The following is a 19827-nucleotide window of genomic DNA, read 5'->3' on the forward strand; positions in this document are numbered from 1 at the left end:
ATTGAATTTTCTAACGCCTTGATTTCTTTGATCTTCTCGAATGGAGCGTTGCCACCGCGCCACAGGGTGTGTCCGCGATCGGACAGCCGATACCGGTAGTTAACAGAAAATTAACCATTTCAGCGCGAAACTCCCTTTAACAAATCGTTCACCAGATCGCGCCTCGACGCGCAAGCCGGACCGCATCGCACGTCCACCGCGAAGACCCGGCGCCGCTTCGGCACAATAAAAATAAACAGATCCGACGCCGATACCGGCGCCGGAGCGAGAACACTCGTCAAAAATCTTGAAAGAATTTTGGGGGCTGGCGTGTACATCGTCGTCGACGAGCGGGAAAGCGTGGCTGCGCAGGTCGTTGCAGGCTTCAGCGTGGAGGGTGTGGCGGCCCGGGGGCTGGACGTGCGGGACGTCCGGACCTGGATCGACGCCACCCCGGTGCAGGACCTCGCCGCGGTGCAGGGCTTCGTCATCGGCGACTGCGCCGACCGCACGGCCTTCACCGCCGCCCTGCGCAGCCTGTCCGGCGCGCCGATCATCGCCCTCAACGAGACCCGCTCCCTCGAGCAGACCCTCGCGCTGTTCACCGCCGGCATCGACGACGTGGTGCGCAAGCCGGTCCACGTCCGCGAGATCATCGCCCGCGCCGGGGCGATCCGCCGCCGCACCAACCGCAGCGAGATCAAGCCCGCGAGCACGCCGGACAAGAGCGGCCGCCTGACGGTGCATACCGACGGGCGCGACCCCGAGATCGACGGCCAGAGCCTGCTGCTGCCGCGGCGCGAGCGCGACATCCTGGACTACCTCGCCCGCAACCGCGGCCGGCCGGTGACCAAGGGCCAGATCTTCAAGGCGGTCTACGGCGACCTCGACACGGCGGTCGACGAGAGCGTGGTCGAGGGCCACATCAGCAAGCTGCGCAAGAAGCTGCGGATGCGCCTCGGCTACGACCCGATCGAGGCCAAGCGCCTGGCCGGCTACACCTTCGTCGGCTGATCACCCACCGGGACGAAAAAGAGAGCCGCCCGCGACCCTGACGGTCGCGGGCGGCTCTTCTCGTTCGATCGTGCCGGCGGTCCCCGGGAGGGGGGACCGCCCTCCCCCGCTTAGCGGAAGAGCGAGAGGACGTTCTGGCTCGACGAGTTGGCGATCGACAGCGCCTGAACCGCCAGCTGCTGCTGCGTCTGCAGCGCCTTCAGCTTCGTCGACTCCTCCTCGATATCCGCGTCCACCAGCGTGCCGATCGTCCGGTCGTTCACCTTCATCAGCGTGTCGACGAAGTTCTTCTGGCCGTCGATCTGCGTCTTGCTGGCGCCGAGCTTGGTGCCCGCATCGGTCACCTTCGCGATCGCCGCCTCGATCACGTTGATGTAGTTCCCGATGGTCGCGTCATCCGTCGCCACGCCGGTGGCGGTGTTGAAGGTCTTGATCGAGGTCACGGCGTTCGCGCCGCCCGTGTCGAGGACGCCGCCACCCGCGCTCGCGCCGGCGGCGGTGCCGGCCGCCGTCACCGCCGTGGGCGTGGCACCGGAGCCGTACCCGATGTTGACGGTCGGGTTGGCCGCCATCGTCACGGAGATCGTGGCGCCCGTGCCGGTGGAGGTGGCGGGAGCACCGGCCGTCTCGAAGACCAGGCGGTTCGAGCTGTCCAGGCTGGCAAGGATCTTGTTCTTGCTGTTCGTCGTCGCCGCGATCTGGTTGTTGATCGCATTCACCAGTTCCTGGCGCGTGACCGCGGCGATGTTGCCCGCGGCCGAGGCCAGGGACGTGGCGTTCAGCGTGATCGTGTCCGCGCCCGAGCCATTCACGTTGAGCGAGAAGGTCGCGAGGTTCGAGCCGCTGAAGTCCATCGTGCCCGAGAGCGCCGTGGAACCCGTCGTCTTGGCGGTCGTCGCCGGGGTGCCGCCGGTGTTCTTGTCGTAGAGGCGGATGGTCGCGACCGAGATGTCGACGGTTGAGAAGGAGATGTTGCCGTTCGTGCCGCGCGAGAAGCCGGCGATCACCGACTTGGTGGCGCTGTACGTGGTCGTGTCTGAGGAGTCGACCGAGAGCCAGTTCTGGCCGCTCGACACCGACGAGTCGGCGATGGCCTTCATCTGGTTCTGGATGGCGGCGATCTCGGTCTGGACCTTCGAGCGGTCGACGCCCGGCTGCAGCGCGGTCTGCAGCTTGGTGCGGATGTTCTGGAGGCTGGTGATGATGCTGTTGACGCCGTTATACGCGGTGTCGACGGCCGAGGAGCCGAGGCCGAGCGCGTCCTTGACCGCGCCCAGCGAGGCGTTGTCGGTGCGGACCGTGGTGGCGATCGACCAGTAGGCGGCGTTGTCCGCGGCCGACGTGACTCGCTGGCCGGTGGAGACGCGGTTGCTGGTCGTGTCGAGGTTCTGGCCGATCTGCTTGAGCGTAGTCAGCGCCGTCATCGCGGCGGTGTTGGTCAGGAGGCTGGTCATGAATCGGGCTTTCCGGGACGATGAGCCGAGGGTGAGGTCCATTTCCGGGGGCGCGCTGGGGCAGGGTCGCCGTGACGGACCGTGAACCCCGGGAGCGGACTCTCGCTGCGCGTTGGACATCCGGACTTTCACCGGCGCAGCGGGGCGACGTCATGTCTCCGGGACGTGTCCCGGCCGCTGGAAGCTCTCACCGACATCGCGTTCCCCGCCGGGGAGCGCCGCTGCCGATGACCTCATAATGGCGAGAACCACTTAGCAGGTGATTAAGGTTAAACGCCCCCGCCAGTCCGGATCTGGAACCGGCTCGAATCGTGCGCAGGACGTCTGGCTTCGGACCGTGCCGATGATTCGCGCGGGCTTTCGCGATGTGGCGCCGGCCTGCGCTTCGGGCCGTTCGCCTGGACCTTGGTCGCGGCTCCGACGGGCAGGCGCCGGCGACGAAGCGGGCCCGCAGCCACCGACGCGGAGCCGAAGGATCTTGAAGACGACGAAGGCCGCGCCCGATACCGGGCGCGGCCTTGTTGTCCGTCCAGAGCGCCCGGCCTGCCGCCGGGCACGTCGCTTAGCGGAAGAGCGAGAGGACGTTCTGGCTCGACGAGTTGGCGATGGAGAGCGCCTGGACCGCCAGCTGCTGCTGCGTCTGCAGCGCCTTGAGCTTCGTCGACTCCTCCTCGATGTCCGCGTCCACCAGCGTGCCGATCGTCCGGTCGTTGGACTTCATCAGAGTGTCGACGAAGTTCTTCTGCCCGTCGATCTGCGTCTTGCTGGCGCCGAGCTTGGTGCCCGCATCGGTCACCTTCGCGATCGCCGCCTCGATCACGTTGATGTAGTTCCCGATGGTCGCGTCATCCGTCGCCACGCCGGTGGCGGTGTTGAAGGTCTTGATCGAGGTCACGGCGTTCGCGCCGCCCGTGTCGAGGATGCCGCCACCCGCGCTCGCGCCGGCGGCGGTGCCGGCCGCCGTCACCGCCGCGGGCGTGGCACCGGAGCCGTACCCGAGGCTGACGGTCGGGTTGGCCGCCATCGTCACGGAGATCGTGGCGCCCGTGCCGGTGGAGGTGGCGGGGGCACCGGCCGTCTCGAAGACCAGGCGGTTCGAGCTGTCCAGGCTGGCAAGGACCTTGTTCTTGCTGTTCGTCGTCGCCGCGATCTGGTTGTTGATCGCATTCACCAGTTCCTGGCGCGTGACCGCGGCGATGTTGCCCGCGGCCGAGGCCAGGGACGTGGCGTTCAGCGTGATCGTGTCCGCGCCCGAGCCATTCACGTTGAGCGAGAAGGTCGCGAGGTTCGAGCCGCTGAAGTCCATCGTGGCCGCGAGCGCCGCGGAACCCGTCGTCTTGGCGGTCGTCGCCGGGGTGCCGCCGGTGTTCTTGTCGTAGAGGCGGATGGTCGAGACCGAGATGTCGACGGTCGAGAAGGAGATGTTGCCGTTCGTGCCGCGCGAGAAGCCGGCGATCACCGACTTGGTGGCGCTGTAGCTGGTCGTGTCGGCAGAGTCGACCGAGAGCCAGTTCTGGCCGCTCGACACCGACGAGTCGGCGATGGCCTTCATCTGGTTCTGGATGGCGGCGATCTCGGACTGGACCTTCGAGCGGTCGACGCCCGGCTGCAGCGCGGTCTGCAGCTTGGTGCGGATGTTCTGGAGGCTGGTGATGATGTTGTTGACGCCGTTATACGCGGTGTCGACGGCCGAGGAGCCGAGGCCGAGCGCGTCCTTGACCGCGCCCAGCGAGGCGTTGTCGGTACGGACCGTGGTGGCGATCGACCAGTAGGCGGCGTTGTCCGCGGCCGACGCCACGCGCTGGCCGGTGGAGACGCGGTTGCTGGTCGTGTCGAGGTTCTGGCTGATGGACTTGAGCGTGGTCAGCGCCGTCATCGCGGCGGTGTTGGTCAGGAGGCTGGTCACGGCTGATGGTTCCGGTGTTGCGCGGTGGCGGGAATGTGCAGGAGTCCGGGCTCGTACCGGTGCAGAGCGGCCCGGCTGGGTCCGCGGGCTTCATCAGCCCGCGGACCGTCACCTCACCGTCTGAGCTTTCAACACATCCGGCTTCTCACCGGGGTCAGCGGGTCGACATCATGTCTAGGGCCGGCGAAGCCCTCCGCTGAACCTGTCGCCGTGGTCTTTGTGGGCCCCGGCGACAGGGAGGACTATCGCGATCCCCGCCTTATCAAGCGCTTAAGTCGCTCCTAGCCCCGCGAGACGCCTGGGGAAAACCCGGAAACACTGGGATAAGGCGCGATAGACTCAAGCTGAATCCCCGCTGCCGCGGCGGTGGGAATCCGCGGCCGGGAGCCCGGGCCTCACGGCCGATTGTCCCAAAAAGCCCCGCGCAAGCCACCGGCCTTAGAGCCGTATGTCATCAAGACGGAGCGTTGCGGGAAATGGGAATCCTCGTCGGCCTGCTCATCGCCATCGGCTGCATGCTCGGCGGCTTCGTGGCCATGGGCGGCCACCTGATCGTGATCTGGCAGCCCTGGGAGTTCGTCATCATCGGCGGCATGGCGGCCGGCACCTTCGTGATCGCCAACCCGATGAAGACGGTGGTCGATTCCGGCAAGGCGACCATGGAGGCGTTCACCGGCAAGGGCCCGAAGCGCAAGGACTTCCTGTCCCTGCTCGGCCTGATCCACGCCCTCCTGCGCGAGATCAAGACCAAGCCGCGCAACGAGGTCGAGACCCATTTCGACGATCCCGGGAATTCCGAGATCTTCAAGAACTATCCCGATGTGGTGAAGGACCAGGGCCTCGTCCTGTTCATCTGCGATTATTGCCGGCTGATCCTGATCGGCGGCGCCCGCTCGCACGAGATCGAGGCGCTGATGGAGGAGGAGATCGGCACGCACAAGAAGTACGCGCTCAAGCCCTACGCGGCGATCAACACGGTGGCGGAGGCGCTGCCGGCGCTCGGGATCGTCGCGGCGGTGCTCGGCATCGTGAAGGCGATGGGCGCGCTCGACCAGTCGCCGCAGATCCTCGGCGGCCTCATCGGCGCGGCGCTCGTCGGCACGTTCTTCGGGGTGTTCGCCTCCTACGGCGTGCTGGCGCCGCTCGCCATCAAGGTGAAGGGCGTGCGCGAGAAGCAGTGCTCGGTCTACACCATCGTGAAGCAGAGCCTGATCGCCTACATGAACGGCGCCCTGCCGCAGGTGGCGATCGAGCACGGCCGCAAGGGCATCGCCGCGCCCGACCGCCCGACCATCGACGAGGTCGAGGCCGCCACCGTGCCGGGCGCCCAGAACCGCGAAGCGGCCTGACCATGGACCGACCGCGAAACGGCCTGATGCAGACTCCCCGAGACGCGGCCTGACGAGAGCCGGGACACTCCGATCCATGACCGAACCCGCGACCGGCCCCCTCCCCGGCTCCACGCCCGGCCCCTCCGACCCGGCGATCCTCCGGAGCCCCGCCGACATCCGCGCCCGCATCCAGGAGGCCGCCGGCCTCTCCCTGGACCGGCTGCCGATGCTGCAGCTCATCTTCGACCGCCTGGCCACCGCCTGCGGCGACAGCCTCAAGCACCTCGCCGCCTCGTCGGTCCTGTACTCCCTGAACGGCGTCGAGAGCGGGCGCTTCGGCGAGCTCCTCGACGTCTACGACGCGAAGGCGGTGGTGGGGATCTTCAGCGCCCCGGCCTGGGACGGCCACATCCTGGTCGGGCTCGACCGCGACTTCGTCTTCACCATGGTGGAGGTGCTGTTCGGCGCCGACGGCACCGAGCAGCCGGTCGACGACGAGCGCGCCTTCTCGGCGATCGAGCTGCGCATCGCCCACATGATCCTGGAGCAGGTCGGCCGGGCGCTCGAATCCTCGTTCGGCCTCGTCTCGAAGACGGCGTTCCACCTCGAGCGCACCGAGACCCGGATGGAATTCGCGGTGATCGGCCGGCGCAGCAACAAGGCGATCCAGGCCAAGTTCCTGATCCAGGGGCTCAGCCGCGGCGGCGAGATGTTCCTCATCCTCCCGCAATCGGTCCTCAACCCGCTGCGCCCGAGCCTCGCCAAGGTGCTGACCGGCGAGACCAGCACCCGCCGCGACCCGCGCTGGACGAGCCAGATCGCCGCCGAGGTGCAGAAGACCACGGTGCACCTGCGCGCCGTCCTGGAGGAGCGCCACCTGACGCTCGGCGAGATCGCCGGGCTGAAGGTCGGCCAGGTGATCGCCCTCGATGCCACACCGGCGACGCGGATCAAGCTCGAGGGCAACGACAAGCCGCTGTTCTGGTGTCAGGCCGGGCAGTCTCAGGGGGCCTACGTCCTGCGGATCGACGAGGCCATCAATCAGGACAAGGAGGGAGCGGAGCATGGTGTCGCTGGTTGACGGAGTGCTGCTCGCCGCCCTCGTCGGCACCAATGCCTGCGTGCTGCCGCTCTACCTGAAGCTCAAGCGCCTCGACCGCGCCCAGGCCGAGTACGGGCGCGCGGTCGCGGCCTCCGGCCACGCGCTCGCCAGCGCCGGCGAGGCGGTGCGCAGCTTCACCGGCGAGGGCCGGGCGGTGCTGGAGGCGCTGAGCGCCAAGATCGACGAGGCGAAGGCGACGCTCGACGCCCTCGAGGCCGGCCGGCGCGAGGCGGCCCGGGCCGAGGGACGGCGGTAGGCGGCGACCGGGTGGAACGCGCCCGGTCCGCGACGGCGATCGCTGACCGGAGGAGCGGGCCCGTCCTTATAAGCTCCCCCTTTCCCGGATCTCCTTCCGTTTCGCTGCCGTCGTCCGGGAAACGGCGAGCTTGCACGAGGCGAAGTGTCCTCTCGGATCCGGCCGATTGCCATGGGCGTGTGCCGTGCGCAACGCGTTCGGACGCGCCTCCGGAGCATCGCTTTCGACCCATCCCCTGCACGGTCCGGTATCGATTCCACGCGAGACTGCGTCGCGCCGGAAGGCACGACGGATGAAGCCGAGCCGAATGACGCCACCACACCCGGCCGCAAGCATGCGCCGCAAGCCTCGGATCAGCTTGAGCGCCTAGACCTGTCGGGGACATTTCGAGACTTCCACGCGAGCCCGCGATGAGCACGAGCCCCTTCCCCGATGCCGGCGCCAGCGCCGCCTTCCCGAACCAAGGCTCGCCAGCAGCCGAGGACGGACGCAACCTCGATTCGATCCTGCGCATCCCGGTCCTGGTGCAGGTCGTGCTCGGCTCGGCCACCATGCCGGTCGCCAACCTGATGAAGCTCGGCCGCGGCGCCGTCGTGCCCCTCGACCACCGGGTCGGCGAGCCGGTCGACGTGATGGTCAACGGCCGGGTGATCGCCCGGGGCGAGATCGTCATCGTCGAGGAGGACAATTCCCGCTTCGGCGTCTCGCTGACCGAGGTGGTCGGCCCGGCCGACGCCGCACAGAACGGCTGACCCGCGTGAACGTCTCGGTGTCCCCTCCGGCCCTGCGCAGCGCCTCGCGGCAGCTCGCACCCGTCGACCAGGTCGCGACCCTGCTCCTGGCCATGGGCAAGCCCGCGGCGGGGCGCCTGCTGAAGTATTTCGAGCCGGACGAGATCAAGCGGATCACCCACTCGGCCTCGCGGCTCGGTGCGGTGAGCCCCGACCAGGTCGACACCGTGGTCGAGAGCTTCGCCGAGGAGTTCGCCAGCGGCGCGAGCCTCGTCGGCACGGTGCAGGAGGTCGAGAAGCTCCTCACCGGCCTGCTCCCGGCCGACCAGGTCGCCGACATCCTGGCCGAGGTGCGCGGCAACGCCAACCGCTCGGTCTGGGAGCGCATGGCGACGGTGTCGGAGAGCGTGCTGGCGAGCTACCTCGTCAAGGAGCACCCGCAGACCGCCGCCCTGATCCTGTCGAAGGTCAAGCCCGCCGTCGCCGCCAAGGTGATGGGACACCTGCCGCTGCCGGTGCGCAACACCGTGATGCGGCGGATGCTGACCTTCAAGCCGGTGACCGACGACGTGATGCAGGCGGTCGAGCGCGCCCTGCACGAGGACTTCCTGGTCAACGGCTCGCGCAATTCCGGCGCCGACACCCACGCCAAGATGGCCGACATCATCAACAAGATGGACCGCCAGCAGATGGACGAGGCGCTCCACAGCCTCGCCGATTCGCGGCCGAAATCGGTCGAGATCCTCAAGGGCCTGCTCTTCACCTTCGACGACATCGTCAAGCTGGCGCCGCGCGCGCGCACCACCCTGTTCGACGCGGTGCCCAACGACCGCCTGGTGCTGGCGCTGAAGGGCACCGACGCGGAGTTCCGCACGGTGGTGCTGAGCGCGCTGTCGGCCCGCGTGCGCCGCATGGTCGAGCACGAGCTCAACGGCGGCGAGCCGGCCGCCCAGCGCGACGTGATGGAGGCGCGCCGCACCATCACCGACCTCGCCATGGACATGGCGGGCCGCGGCGAGATCGAGATCAACCCGGGAGGCGAGGATGAGGCCCTCATCCGCTGAGCGGCGAGCGATGAGCGGGGCGGGGCTGATCGCCCGCGCGTCCGCGCATGGCTGAGGAGACCGACCAGGAGAGCAAGACCGAGGCCGCCACCGAGCGGAAGGTGCGCGACGCGATCGAGAAGGGCGACGTGCCGTTCTCCCGCGAGGCGCCGGTCTTCGCCTCGATCCTCGGACTCCTGGTGTCCTTGAGCCTGGTGGTGCGGGACCGGGCGGCGGCGCTCGCCCGGGACCTGTCCTCGTTCCTCGACCATCCGGGCGGGTTCGCCCTCGGCGGCGCCGAGGACGCCCTGACCCTGATGCACGCCACCGGCGGAGCGCTTGCCCGCTTCCTGACCCCGATCCTGCTGGTGCTGATCGGGTTCGGGCTCGTCGCCTCCCTCGCCCAGAACGTCCCGAGCCTCGTCGCCGACCGGATCGCCCCGAAATGGAACCGCATCTCCCCGGCCTCGGGCTGGGGCCGCATCTTCGGCCGCTCCGGCCAGGTCGAGTTCCTGAAAGCCGTCCTTAAAGTCTCCTCGGTCAGTCTCGTCGTCCTCCTGCTCCTGCGCTCGGAACAGGGCAAAGCCGTGAGTGCCATGTTCGTCGACCCGAGCCAGCTCCCCGAGCTGATCCTGACGACCGCGATCCGCCTGGTCTCGGCCGTCAGCATCGCCACCATCGTGATCGTCGCGGGCGACCTCGTCTGGGCGCGCCTGCGCTGGCAGCGCTCGCTCAAGATGTCGCGCCAGGAGATCAAGGACGAGCACAAGCAGATCGAGGGCGATCCGAGCGTCAAGGCGCGCCTGCGCTCGCTCGCCCTGGACCGCACCCGCAAGCGCATGCTCGGCCAGGTCGACCGCGCCACCGTGGTCATCGCCAACCCGACCCACTTCGCGATCGCGCTCCGCTACGAGCCGTCGGAAGGGCCGGCGCCGATCGTGCTCGCCAAGGGCCAGGACCTGATCGCCCTGCGCATCCGCGAGATCGCCGAGCAGAAGGGCATCCCGGTGATCGAGGACAAGCCTCTGGCAAGGTCGCTGTACGATGCTGTCCAAGTCGACCAGATGATCCCCGCGGAGTTCTACCGCGCGGTCGCGCAGATCCTGTTCTTCCTGTTCGCGAGACAACGATGATCCCTCACGACCACGATCTCGCGCAGGCCCGGATTCCCTCCCGGGACGTGATCGCGGCGGCCGAGGAGGTCTTCGCGACGGCGCTCCGCGACTTCATCACCGAGTTCTGCCTGCTCGACGGCAGCGTGCTGATCGGCTGGGTGCGGGGCGAGCGCCACGGCAACATCGCCGACCTCGTCGCCTCCTCCGCCGAGCCGTTCTTCAAGCACGCGACGCTGACCTACGCCGACGCCGCCGACGTCTGCCTCGACTGGGGCCGCTCGATGCAGGTGGTGCTCGACATGGAATTCGCCACCAAGCCCGTGACGGTGTTCTTCAAGCTCGTCCTCGACGGCTGCTTCGTCGGGGTGGCGATCCAGCGCATCCTGGCGGAGGATGGCCCCCCCTTGCGCCTCGACGCCTTCGCCCGCGCCCTGTCGGATGCCCGGCTCTCCTGAGCCGGCGTCGAGGGCCGCTTCGCGTAGAGCTAACGCCGGGCTAACGCGTCCCCGCATCCACACTCCGATCGATTCTTAACAAAAAGCCCTGCGAAGGGGGTCCGCTGCGGCGCGCCGGTCATTGACCGGCCGGCGCGGCGCGGACATGAATTCGATCGGCGCAAATCAGACACCCAAGGGTTTCGAATCGGCGTGCGCGCACCGCGCGCCGATTCGCCGAAGGTTCGGCGCCGAGGGTAGAAGATGGGGCACAGGTCGGGGCGGCGTGCCGCTGCGCCACCCGCCCGGGCCGATGAGGGTACGACAGATGTATTTCTTGGTTGATGCCAGGAAATCGGTGAATGCAGGCTTCAAGGCCGGGTTCGACCGGGAAGGAATATCATCCTTCTCGCTCTCGCCGGAAGAGTTCACGAGCTGGATCGAATCGGCGTCCCGCAGCGATCTCGACGCGGTGCAGGGCTTCCTGCTGGGCGATTTCGACGAGCGCGCCCGCTGCGCGAGCGCGATCCGCCGGCAATCCCGCGCCCCGATCATCGCGTTGGCCGATTCGCGGTCGCTGGAACAGACCCTGGTGCTGTTCGACGCCGGCATCGACGACGTGCTGCCCAAGCCCGTCCACGTCCGCGAGATCCTGGCCCGGACCGAGGCGATCTGGCGCCGGGTCAACGGGGAGCAGGCGGCGAGTCTCCAGGCGTCCGGTTCCCAGGCTTCCGGTTCCGATGCCGCCCTGGCCTGCGACGGGCAGGCACCGGCCCGGGGGCCCGAGCGGCTCCGGGTGTTCTTCGACGGGCGCGACCCCGAGATCGACGGCGTGCCCCTCTCGCTGCCCCGGCGCGAGCGCCACATCCTGGAATTCCTGGTGCGCAACCGCGGCCGGCGGGTGACCAAGACCCAGCTCTTCAACGGCGTCTACGGCGTCTACAGCGACGGCGTCGAGGAGAGCGTGGTCGAGGGCCACGTCAGCAAGCTGCGCAAGAAGCTGGCGCAGGCCCTCGGCCACGACCCGATCGAGGCGAAGCGCTACATCGGCTACACCTACGTCGGGTGAGGCGAAGCCTCACCCGTGGACGATCCCCGCCGGCGGAACGTCCTCATCGACAGAACGTCTTCACTGACAGAACGTCTTCACTGACAGAACGTCTTGGCCCCCGGGGTCCACTGGCCGAAGCCGGAGGCCACCATGTTGGCGATCACCCGGCAGACATACTGCTTCTGCGCCGGGTTGTTGTTCGGGCCGGCGTGGTAGCGCGCCACCGCCAGGGTCCAGCTGCCCTCCCGGGCCTTGAGCTCCTTCAGGAAGATCGTGGCGTACTCGACGTTCTGGCGCGGGTCGATCATCGCCTCGAGCGAGGAGAACTTCGCCCGGTGGTAATGGTGGTTGATCTGCATGCAGCCGAGATCGACCAGGCGCACGCCGCTGGCCTGCGCTTCCCCCAGACGCCGGATCACGTCGGCGGCGCTCGCGCCGAAATAGGCCTTGCCGCCGATATTCATGGCGTAGGGCTGCAGCGAGCCGCGGTTGCCGCTCTCGGTCAGCCCGACGGCGTAGAGCATGCCCAGCGGCACGCCGTGGCGCGCCGCGGCCTGCGCCATCTGCTGCTCGCAGACGTTGCCGGTCGGCGGCAGCGTCGCCCTGGCGGCGCCGGACACCGTGGCGGCGGCCTGCGCGCCCGCGACGGCGCTACAGGTAAAGGCCGCTGCGGTCGCGATCGCCCGAATGCGCGTCATCTCTCTGCTCCATGCTCCGGCGCCCGCCTTCCTCGGGCGCGTCGGGGGTGCGGCGGGCCGGCTGGTCCGGGCTCGCGCCGCCATGCTGCTGCTGCCCGCCGGCGAAGGACGGGAGCGCCTGGCCGCCCCCTTGCGGGGAGGCGTCGGTCTGGCCCGGCAGGCGGCCGGCCTGCACGGTGACGAGATCCGGCTGGTAGCCGGCCTCGCGCACCAGGGCGGTGAGGAGGCCCCCATCGCGCCGCAGGAGTTCCGCGGTCTCCTCGCGCTCGGCGCGCAGGCTCATCTCCAGGCGCCCGTCCTGGAGCCGCATCCGGATCTGGACCTGGCCGAGCTCGGCCGGACGCAGCTGCAGGGTCAGGAGCCGCAACGGCCCCTCCGTCTGGGCGGCGGCGCTCCAGGCCGCCGCGACCGCACCGGCCCGGACCGAGGCGGGGTCGGGCAGGGAGGCGGCCCCGGTCGCCACCGCGTCCGCGATCTGCCGCAGGGTGGCGGCCGGCAAGGCCGCCGGGACCGGCGCCGCCTCGGCGGCCGGGACCGGGGCGGTCATGCCCGCCGCCAGATCCTCGGCCCGCCGCTCCCCGGGCGTGGCCGGGCCGACGGTCCTGATCTCCTGCGAGGCCTTGGCTTCGGGCAGGAGCCTGGCCTCCGAGACGGGCCTGGCGTCGCGCGCGGGACCGGGCTGCCGGGAGGACCGGGCTTCCTGGAAGGAACCGGTCTCTTGAGACGGTATCGCAGGACGCGCCTCGCCCGAAGAGGCCGTTTCGACCGACAATCCCGCGTCGACCGGAGGCTTGCCCTCGACCGCAGGCTTGGCCTCGGATGACGGTCTCACCTCCGACGGGGAGACGGCGCCCGACACGGCCGCGCTCGGAGCGGTCGGCCCAGCCGTCGGGGCGGCGTCGCCGGTCCGCGGCTGAGGCCCGGGACCGGCCGGCATCCGGGCGGTCGCGGGAGCGCCGAGAGCCGCACCGGGAGTCGGGGCGCCACGATCGGAGGCCGGCGCCGCCGTCCCCGGCCGGGCCGCAGATGCCGCGGTCGCCGAGGGAGTCGTCACCGTCTCGCGCTGCGGCAGGGGGGCAGCCGGCTCCGGCGCGGCGGACGTCCCGGGCGGCGCTGACGCCGGCTGAGCGGCTGTCGCGGTCACCGGCGAGATCGGCGAGACGGGGTCGCGCGGCGGTAGGGTCAGGCCGGCGGGCGGAGCGGCGGGGCCCGGGGTGCCGGAGTTCAGCGCCTCGGCCGGCACCGCACCGGACCCGGCAGCAGCCGCACGGCCGGCGGCCTCGGGCACCGGGAACGTCGCCGCGGCGGCGCTCGGCTGCGGGCGAGGCGCCGTCGCGCCCGTCGGGGTGGGAAGCGGAAGAGACGGCCGCCCCCGGCCAGGGCGGTCCCCGGACCGGTCGCATCGCGTTGCGCGGCGATCGCCGGCGCGGCAGCGGGAACGGCCGTCGCAGGCGCCGGACGGACCGCGACCGGCGCGAAATGGGTCTCCTGCGCGATCACGACCACGGCAGACCTCGGCATGGCGTCGGGCACCGTCGCCTGACCTGCCGCCGGACCGGCCGCAGGGCCGGGGGTCTGCGGCGGCGCGGCACTCATCGGAGCCGGGGCCGCCGGCGCGGCCGGAGGCGGGAATGCCAGCGCCGGATCGACGCGCGTCGGCCACGGCACGGCGGCGAGCGGGGCCTCGTCGGCGGGCGCCGGCTCGGCCGCGGGCTCGGAGGCCTCGCCCTCCCCGTCCGGTGCACCGGCTGAGACCTCGGCCTTCGCGGCCGTAGCCTCGGGGACGGGGATCGGGCGCAGCCCTGCGAGGCGTGGCGGCACCGCCTCCCGCGGCGGGGCGGCCGTCTCAGCCGGAAGGGCCTTGGTCGAGGAGGCCTTGGTCGAGGAGGCCGTGGTCGCGGGGGCCGCGTCCGCGCGGGCTTGGATCGCGACGGCGAGCGAGGGCACGGAAGCGGTCGCGGCGGCGCTCCCGGCTCCCGGCAGGCTGCCGGACGATCCGTACGCGGCGCCTTGCGGTCCAGAGGAGGTACCCGATCCCGGTGGGCTCGCGGCCGGCGTCGCCCCGGCAGGACCCGGCGCGGGCGACCGGCCGGCGGCCCGCTCCATCAGGGCGGCGAGATCCGCGTCGCCCTGGCGGACGCCCCCACGCGGGAGCGCGCCGGCCAGCAGCGTGTCCAGCGTCGCGGCACCAGGGGACGCGGCACCAGGGGACGCAGGGCGCGGCGCCGTCTCCGTCCCGGCGTCGGGCGGGGACGCGGGCTCGGGGCGCTCGCGGCTCTCGAACTGGGTGAGCACGGCGTCGAAGCCGGATCCGGCATCGGGACGGGCCTGGTCGCCGGGGTTGCGCGCGCCGTCGAGGCGCGGGCGCGGGCCCGTCAGCATCGCGTCGAGGGGAGTCACGGGTCGGTCCTGTCGATCATCCGGTCGACCTGCGCGAGCGCTTCGCGCGCCCGGGCGATCGATGCGGCCTCGGGAATCTGGTGCCGGCCGGCCGGCGGGGCGGCCTCGGCGGCCGGCGGCGCGGGGGGAGCGGCGGGCACGGGCGGCGCGCCGCCCCGGATCTGGCCCGCGGTGGAGAGCGCGGCGTCGAGGAGGCCGCGGTCGCCCGCGTCGAGCCCGGCCCGGTCCACGGCGCGAAGCGACTCGAGCCCCTCCTCGTAGCGCCCGTCGACGACGATCAGCGCGGCGGCGCGGTAGAGCCGGGCCCGGGCGGCCGCCTCGCTGTCGGGGCCGGCGAGGCTCAAGGCCCGCTCGGCCGCGAAGGTCGCGGTCTCGCGCCGGCCCTGGTCCAGCCCGGCCCGGGCGACCAGGAGGTAGAGGTCGCGCCGCTCGCCCGGCTCGATCTCGTCGAGCATCCGCTCGAGGCGGGCGACGCGGGCGCGGTCGCTGTCGAAGTCGAGCCGGGTCAGCGCCGTGGCGAAGCGCTGGCGGAAATTGCCGGCATAGACCGAGCGGCGGAACCGCCGCAGGTACTGGATCGACAGGGCCTCGAAGCGCGTCGCGTCCCCGCCCTGGGCGTGGATGAAGATCTCGCGGCGCAGGGCCCCCTCCTCCACCAGGGTGCCGGGGGCCAGGAGCCGCGCGAGGTCGAGGAGCTCGATCGCCTTGCGCGGCGCCTCGCGGACAGCGACCGCGGCCTGCGTCAGGGCGAGCTGGCCGGCGAGGCCGGGGGGCTGGGTGCGGGGATCGTAGCGGCCGAGCAGCGACCGAGCCTCGCGCTCGCGGCCCTCCAGGTAGGCGAGCGCGCCCTGGACCAGGGCGGTGAGGTCGTCGGGCACCTTGGCCGTCTCGCGCATCCGCCGCAGCACCCCGGGACCGCCGCCGGCGAGCGCGAAGGCGACGGCCGCCCGCACGTTCTCCGGCGCCGCCCAGGACTCGGGATCGAGGGCGACGAGGCGCTGCTCGATATGGCCGAGGAGCTGGCGTTGGGCGAGGTGGGCCTGCGTCGAGCCGCGGGCGATCCGGTCCTGGAGCAGCTGCAGCGTGCGCACCAGCTCGACCGGCAGGCCGCGGGGCGCCACCGGCAGCGGCTCGATGGGTTTGGCCGGCGCGCCGTGGCCGCCGTGGCCGTCCCCTCCCCCGCCATGGCCGGCATCGCCGCCATGCGCATCGGCCGCCGGCGCGGCGTGGCCGCCGCCGTGGCCGTCCCCGCCGGCCTGCGCCGGGACGAGCCCGGCCGCGAGGAGGATGCCGGCGAGCGCGAGGCGGGCGAGGCGGCTCATTCGGGCAGCCCCCGCAGCAGGATCTCGATGCGCCGGTTCTCCGCCGCCTTCGGATCGGCGGGGTTGCGCGGCTGGCGGTCGGCGTAGCCCTCGATGCGCTCGATGCGGGCGTCGTCGACGCCGCCGCGCACCAGCATGTAGGAGGCCATCTGCGCCCGGGCGGTCGAGAGGCGCCAGTTGTCGTAGGACTCGGAGCGGAACGGCCGCCCGTCGGTGTGGCCGCGGACCACGATGCGGCCGGGCCGGGAATTGATCACCTTGGCGATCTTCTCGATCGCCCGCACCACCTTCGGGGTCGGCTCCGCCGAGCCGATGCCGAACATGCTGAAGTCGATCTCGTCGGTGATGCTGATCAGGATGCCCTCGCCCGAGCGGCGCACCTCGACCTTCGGCATCGGCGCGCCGGTCGAGAGCGGCGCCACCGCCTTGGCGATCTCGGCCTTCATGGCGGCGACCGCGGCGGTCTCGGCGGCCTTGTCCTTGCCGGCCTCCCTGGCCGGATCCTTGGCAGGGTCCTTGGCGAGATCCTTCGCGGCGTCCTTGGGCGCCGGCTCCTTGAGGGCGGCCGCCTTCACGGCGTCCTTCGCGGAATCCTTCGGGGAATCCTTGGACAGATCCCGCGGCGTGAGCGGCAGCCCGTCCTCGGCCGAGGCGACGCGGGTCGTCGCGTCCTTCGGGTCGCGGGGCTTGCCCGCGGACGCGACCTGGCCGGCGGCGTCGAGGCGGTTCTCGGACGGGGCGGTGACCGCGGTGCCGACCTTGCCAGGCCGCTCGGTGCGGTGGCGCGGCAGCGGCTCGACCTGCCAGTAGAGCGGATCGAAGGGGTCGCGCGCCGCGTCGCCGCCGCTGATCCCGGGCTGGCCGGATTCGACCGCCGCGGCGTCGGAGCTCGCCGTGTCGGCGCGCTCGGACTCGGCGGCAAGCCGCGCCAGCACCGCGTAAGGGTCCTGGAACAGGGCCGATTCCCGCGACCGGCTCCCCGGGGCGGCCTCGCTCGCCTTGTCGCCGGCCTTGCCCTCGCCCTTGCCCTCCCCCTTGCCCTCTCCGCCCTTGCCCTCGGCCTTGCCGCCCTCGGCGCCGGGCTCGGAAGGGGTGTCGTGGGGATCGCGAAGCCCCTTCTTGTCGTGGGTGACCTCGGCGAGCTTCACCGGGTTGAAGTACTCGGCGATGGTCTGCTTCTGCTCCTTGCTGGTGGAGTTGATCAGCCACATCACGAGGAACAAAGCCATCATGGCGGTCATGAAGTCGGCGAGCGCGATCTTCCAGGCGCCGCCGTGGTGACCGTCCTCGTGGTCGCCGTGGCGCTTGATGATGATGATTTCCTGATGGCCCTCGGACATCTCAGGTCTCCGCCACCGCTGCCGCGATGAGGCGCGTCCAGGCGCCGAGCTGGGTATCGATCACGGTCTGGTCGGCGCTCACCTGCACCTCCGCCGTCTCGGCCGCCGTGAACGACACGGAGGCCGCGAGCGGCCCGAGGCGCTCGGCCAAAGCCGCCAGCAGGTCCTCCGGCCCGCTCACCCGCACATGCGCGGCCTGCGGCTCGGCCAGCAGCCGCGCCAGCGCGCCGCTCAGCTCGGCCACCGCCTGGCGGCGCAGGGCGTCGGTCAGCACCGGCACCAGCAGGCGGGCGATGCGGTCGGAGAGAGTCGCGTCCAGGGCGCGGAGCGCCGCCGCGAAGCCGTCGGCGAGGGCGTCGGCCTCGGCCGCGCTCCAGTGCCGGCGCGCCTCGGCGAGGCGGGCCTCCGCGGCTTGCGCCGCGTGGAGGCGGGCGACCGCGGCCTCCTCCCGGGCCTCGGCGAGGCCCTGCTGCCGGCCGCGCTCCTCGGCGGCGGCGAGGAGCGCGGCGCGCTCCTCCGGCGTCTCGCGCTTGGCCGCGGGCGGCTTCACCAGGGGCGAGGCGGCGATGGCGGCCTCGGCGAGCGGCGCGGGCACCGGCGGGGTCGCGGCGCGGGGCAGCAGGCCTTCGAGCCACTCCGCGCGCGCGGCGTCGAGCGGGCCTTCGGGCGGGCCGTCGGCCCGGGCGGGCTCGATCCGGATCGCGTCCGGCGTCTCGGGAACCGGGAGCGGCGCGCGCGGGGCCCGGGCGAGGCCGGCCCAGGGATTGTCGAAGGACGGATTGTCGAAGGACGGCCTATCGGGAGAGGGGCCGCCGCGGGCCGCGGGGGCCTGAGCCGCCGCTGGCTGGGGCGGCACCGGGCCGGAGGCGATTTCCGGCAGGTAGCGGGCGATCACCGCATCCATCACGCCGGCTCCTCACGCAGCAGCCAGCGCTTGAGGATGGCGGCGACCTGCTCCTCGTCGACGTCGATCATCTGCTCCAGGCGCTTCTGCGGCGAGTTCCTCGCCTTCTCGGCCATGTCCTCGATGAGGCTCGCCATGGCGGACATCCCCTCGGGGCCGGCGAGCGCCGGCTGGCCCGGGACGGCGTCCGGTGCCGGCAGGGCGCCGGCCTCGGCCATCGCGGCGCCCGGCAGGGCGGCGGCGGCGCCCGCGGCCTCGAGGGCCGCCATCTCGGTCTGGGCCGCCTCCGGCACCGCCAGGATGGCGCGGAGAGCCGGGCGCAGGCCGAACCAGATCAGGAGGCCCGCCACCACCAGGATGGTGGCCGCGTTGATGAGGGTCGCGGACTGGCGCACCATCACGTCGGCGATGCTGAGCGGCGGCACCGGCTCGAGGGCCTGGCCGTCGTTGATGAAGCTCACCGCCGCGACCTTGACCGTGTCGCCGCGCTCCTTGCTGGTGCCGGCTGCCGAGGCGACGATCTGCTCGATCTCGGCGATCTGCTTCTCGATGTTGGCTGCGTTGGCCGCGTTGCCCTCCTGGCCCTGCTGCCCGGCCGTGAGCCGCGAGCGGTTGACCAGCACCGCCACCGAGAGCTGCTTCATCGCGTAGCCGTCGCTCACCGTCTGGATCACCTTCTGGGAGATCTCGTAGTTGGTGAGGTCCTCCTTCTTGGAGGTCTCGTTGCTGGCGGTGTCGTTGCCGTCCGAGCGGGTGCGCTGGTCGGGCAGGTTCTGCTGCGCGCTCGTCGGCCGCTGGGAGTTGCGGTTCTGGCTGTTCTCGTTCTCGCGCACCGAGCGGACCGAGCGGGCGACCTGCTGGTCGGGGTTGTAGATCGTCTCGTTGGTCGAGGTCTTGTCGGTGTTGAGCTGGGCCGCGACGCTGACCTCGAAGTTGCCGAGGCCGAGATAGGGGGTGAGCGCCCGACGGATCCGGTCCTGCACCTCGCGGCCGACGTCCTTCTCCAGGCTCGCCATCCGGCCGGTCGGCGCCTGGCCGGCGTCGTCGCCCGACAGGAGCAGGGTGCCGTCGGCGCCGATCACCGTGACCCGGTCGGGCCTCATGCCGGGAATCGCCGAGGCGACGAGCTGGCGGATCGCCTGGGCCCCGCTGCGATCGTCGGCGGGCTCGGTGCGCACCACGACGGAGGCGGAGGGCGGCTGCTGGTCGCGCCGGAACGAGCCGCGCTCGGGGAGCACGATGTGAACGCGGGCGGCGCGCACGCCCTTCATGCCCTGGATGGTGCGGGCGATCTCGCCCTCGAGGGCGCGAACCCGGGTCACCTCCTGCATGAACGAGGTCATGCCGAGCGAGCCGAGATCGTTGAACAACTCGTAGCCCGACTTCGAGCTCTGCGGCAGGCCCTTCTCGGCGAGCAGCATCCGCGCCTGGGCGGTATTGCCATAGGGCACCATCACGGCGCCGCCGTCGGCGCTGACGTCGAAGCGGATGCCCGCATCCTTCAGCACGCCGCCGATGCGGGCGACGTCCTCGCGCGAGAGGCCGGTATAGAGCGTCTCCTGCGCCGGGCGGCTCAGGTAATAGGCGCCGAGGCCCACCGCCAGGAACACCACGAGCCCGATCAGCCCGAGGGCGGCGAGACGCCGGGGCCCGAGCTCGACGATGTTGCTCCACAGCCTCTCGGCTTGCTCGCGACCGGACATCTCTCTCGCCAATCCCGTCCCAGCCCAGGCGACACTGCCTCATC

18 protein-coding genes are annotated in these 19827 nt (G+C 71.4%); 9 read left to right on the forward strand and 9 right to left on the reverse strand.

The window, feature by feature from the left end:
• The first annotated feature begins 309 nt into the window (after positions 1–309).
• On the forward strand, positions 310–993 hold the full coding sequence (locus tag DK412_RS19920) for a response regulator transcription factor (protein WP_109973361.1): 684 nt from the start codon (positions 310–312) through the stop codon (positions 991–993).
• Between the two features lie 110 nt (positions 994–1103).
• Here DK412_RS19920 and DK412_RS31445 read toward each other — a convergent pair whose 3' ends face one another.
• Together DK412_RS31445 and DK412_RS19930 are read right to left on the reverse strand one after the other, a co-directional pair.
• Positions 1104–2447 carry a flagellin gene (locus DK412_RS31445; RefSeq protein ID WP_109973362.1) on the reverse strand — a complete coding sequence of 448 codons (1344 nt, stop codon included), beginning with the start codon at positions 2445–2447 and terminating at the stop codon, positions 1104–1106.
• 562 nt (positions 2448–3009) lie between these two features.
• Positions 3010–4353 carry a flagellin gene (locus tag DK412_RS19930; RefSeq protein ID WP_109973363.1) on the reverse strand — a complete coding sequence of 448 codons (1344 nt, stop codon included), beginning with the start codon at positions 4351–4353 and terminating at the stop codon, positions 3010–3012.
• Between the two features lie 476 nt (positions 4354–4829).
• Between DK412_RS19930 and motA the strand changes: the two genes are divergently transcribed.
• The 8 genes from motA to DK412_RS19970 all read left to right on the forward strand — a co-directional run bounded on the left by motA (position 4830) and on the right by DK412_RS19970 (position 11434).
• Positions 4830–5702 carry a flagellar motor stator protein MotA gene (gene motA, locus DK412_RS19935; protein ID WP_109973364.1) on the forward strand — a complete coding sequence of 291 codons (873 nt, stop codon included), beginning with the start codon at positions 4830–4832 and terminating at the stop codon, positions 5700–5702.
• A gap of 76 nt (positions 5703–5778) precedes the next feature.
• Positions 5779–6765, forward strand: coding sequence for a FliM/FliN family flagellar motor switch protein (locus DK412_RS19940; protein ID WP_109973365.1), 987 nt, complete (start codon positions 5779–5781; stop codon positions 6763–6765).
• The gene (locus DK412_RS19945; protein ID WP_109973366.1) at positions 6749–7042 is read left to right on the forward strand and encodes a hypothetical protein; all 294 of its coding nucleotides are present in this window, start codon (positions 6749–6751) and stop codon (positions 7040–7042) included. The genes DK412_RS19940 and DK412_RS19945 overlap by 17 nt, the downstream gene beginning before the upstream one ends.
• 410 nt (positions 7043–7452) lie before the next feature.
• Positions 7453–7794 (forward strand): flagellar motor switch protein FliN, encoded by a 342-nt coding sequence (fliN, locus tag DK412_RS19950; protein ID WP_093569834.1) that lies wholly within the window; start codon positions 7453–7455, stop codon positions 7792–7794.
• A gap of 17 nt (positions 7795–7811) precedes the next feature.
• Complete coding sequence (locus DK412_RS19955) at positions 7812–8837, forward strand: flagellar motor switch protein FliG (RefSeq protein ID WP_245447114.1); 1026 nt, start codon at positions 7812–7814, stop codon at positions 8835–8837.
• Between the two features lie 47 nt (positions 8838–8884).
• Positions 8885–9949, forward strand: a complete 1065-nt coding sequence (locus DK412_RS19960) for an EscU/YscU/HrcU family type III secretion system export apparatus switch protein (RefSeq protein WP_109973368.1) — start codon at positions 8885–8887, stop codon at positions 9947–9949.
• Positions 9946–10386 (forward strand): hypothetical protein, encoded by a 441-nt coding sequence (locus DK412_RS19965; protein ID WP_109973369.1) that lies wholly within the window; start codon positions 9946–9948, stop codon positions 10384–10386. Before DK412_RS19960 ends, DK412_RS19965 begins: the two co-directional genes overlap by 4 nt.
• Positions 10387–10693: 307 nt before the next feature.
• Positions 10694–11434, forward strand: a complete 741-nt coding sequence (locus DK412_RS19970; RefSeq protein WP_109973370.1) for a response regulator transcription factor — start codon at positions 10694–10696, stop codon at positions 11432–11434.
• Positions 11435–11511: 77 nt separating this feature from the next.
• Here the strand turns inward: DK412_RS19970 and DK412_RS19975 are convergent, their stop codons facing one another.
• The 7 genes from DK412_RS19975 to fliF all read right to left on the reverse strand — a co-directional run bounded on the left by DK412_RS19975 (position 11512) and on the right by fliF (position 19783).
• Positions 11512–12114 carry a transglycosylase SLT domain-containing protein gene (locus DK412_RS19975; protein WP_109973371.1) on the reverse strand — a complete coding sequence of 201 codons (603 nt, stop codon included), beginning with the start codon at positions 12112–12114 and terminating at the stop codon, positions 11512–11514.
• Positions 12068–12661 (reverse strand): flagellar hook-length control protein FliK, encoded by a 594-nt coding sequence (locus DK412_RS31105; RefSeq protein ID WP_245447117.1) that lies wholly within the window; start codon positions 12659–12661, stop codon positions 12068–12070. The genes DK412_RS19975 and DK412_RS31105 overlap by 47 nt, the downstream gene beginning before the upstream one ends.
• A 677-nt stretch (positions 12662–13338) precedes the next feature.
• The gene (locus DK412_RS19985) at positions 13339–14514 is read right to left on the reverse strand and encodes a hypothetical protein (RefSeq protein WP_109973373.1); all 1176 of its coding nucleotides are present in this window, start codon (positions 14512–14514) and stop codon (positions 13339–13341) included.
• Complete coding sequence (locus DK412_RS19990) at positions 14511–15836, reverse strand: chemotaxis protein MotC (RefSeq protein ID WP_109973374.1); 1326 nt, start codon at positions 15834–15836, stop codon at positions 14511–14513. The genes DK412_RS19985 and DK412_RS19990 overlap by 4 nt, the downstream gene beginning before the upstream one ends.
• A complete protein-coding gene (locus DK412_RS19995) occupies positions 15833–17176 on the reverse strand; it encodes a MotB family protein (protein WP_109973375.1) in 1344 nt (447 codons plus the stop codon). The genes DK412_RS19990 and DK412_RS19995 overlap by 4 nt, the downstream gene beginning before the upstream one ends.
• Position 17177: 1 nt before the next feature.
• The gene (locus tag DK412_RS20000; protein WP_109973376.1) at positions 17178–18080 is read right to left on the reverse strand and encodes a hypothetical protein; all 903 of its coding nucleotides are present in this window, start codon (positions 18078–18080) and stop codon (positions 17178–17180) included.
• Positions 18080–19783 (reverse strand): flagellar basal-body MS-ring/collar protein FliF, encoded by a 1704-nt coding sequence (gene fliF, locus DK412_RS20005; protein ID WP_109973377.1) that lies wholly within the window; start codon positions 19781–19783, stop codon positions 18080–18082. Before fliF ends, DK412_RS20000 begins: the two co-directional genes overlap by 1 nt.
• Positions 19784–19827 lie beyond the last annotated feature (44 nt).

This window comes from Methylobacterium sp. 17Sr1-1 (assembly GCF_003173775.1).
Lineage (GTDB): Bacteria > Pseudomonadota > Alphaproteobacteria > Rhizobiales > Beijerinckiaceae > Methylobacterium.

What these genes read in the sequence shown, in the direction of transcription:
- DK412_RS31445 (WP_109973362.1), bottom strand. Translation starts at nt 2,447, where the DNA reads ATGACCAGCCTCCTGACCAACACCGCCGCGATGACGGCGCTGACTACG.
- motA (WP_109973364.1), top strand. Translation starts at nt 4,830, where the DNA reads ATGGGAATCCTCGTCGGCCTGCTCATCGCCATCGGCTGCATGCTCGGC.
- DK412_RS19940 (WP_109973365.1), top strand. Translation starts at nt 5,779, where the DNA reads ATGACCGAACCCGCGACCGGCCCCCTCCCCGGCTCCACGCCCGGCCCC.
- DK412_RS19945 (WP_109973366.1), top strand. Translation starts at nt 6,749, where the DNA reads ATGGTGTCGCTGGTTGACGGAGTGCTGCTCGCCGCCCTCGTCGGCACC.
- fliN (WP_093569834.1), top strand. Translation starts at nt 7,453, where the DNA reads ATGAGCACGAGCCCCTTCCCCGATGCCGGCGCCAGCGCCGCCTTCCCG.
- DK412_RS19960 (WP_109973368.1), top strand. Translation starts at nt 8,885, where the DNA reads ATGGCTGAGGAGACCGACCAGGAGAGCAAGACCGAGGCCGCCACCGAG.
- DK412_RS19965 (WP_109973369.1), top strand. Translation starts at nt 9,946, where the DNA reads ATGATCCCTCACGACCACGATCTCGCGCAGGCCCGGATTCCCTCCCGG.
- DK412_RS19970 (WP_109973370.1), top strand. Translation starts at nt 10,694, where the DNA reads ATGTATTTCTTGGTTGATGCCAGGAAATCGGTGAATGCAGGCTTCAAG.
- DK412_RS19975 (WP_109973371.1), bottom strand. Translation starts at nt 12,114, where the DNA reads ATGACGCGCATTCGGGCGATCGCGACCGCAGCGGCCTTTACCTGTAGC.
- DK412_RS31105 (WP_245447117.1), bottom strand. Translation starts at nt 12,661, where the DNA reads ATGACCGCCCCGGTCCCGGCCGCCGAGGCGGCGCCGGTCCCGGCGGCC.
- DK412_RS19990 (WP_109973374.1), bottom strand. Translation starts at nt 15,836, where the DNA reads ATGAGCCGCCTCGCCCGCCTCGCGCTCGCCGGCATCCTCCTCGCGGCC.
- DK412_RS19995 (WP_109973375.1), bottom strand. Translation starts at nt 17,176, where the DNA reads ATGTCCGAGGGCCATCAGGAAATCATCATCATCAAGCGCCACGGCGAC.
- DK412_RS20000 (WP_109973376.1), bottom strand. Translation starts at nt 18,080, where the DNA reads ATGGATGCGGTGATCGCCCGCTACCTGCCGGAAATCGCCTCCGGCCCG.
- fliF (WP_109973377.1), bottom strand. Translation starts at nt 19,783, where the DNA reads ATGTCCGGTCGCGAGCAAGCCGAGAGGCTGTGGAGCAACATCGTCGAG.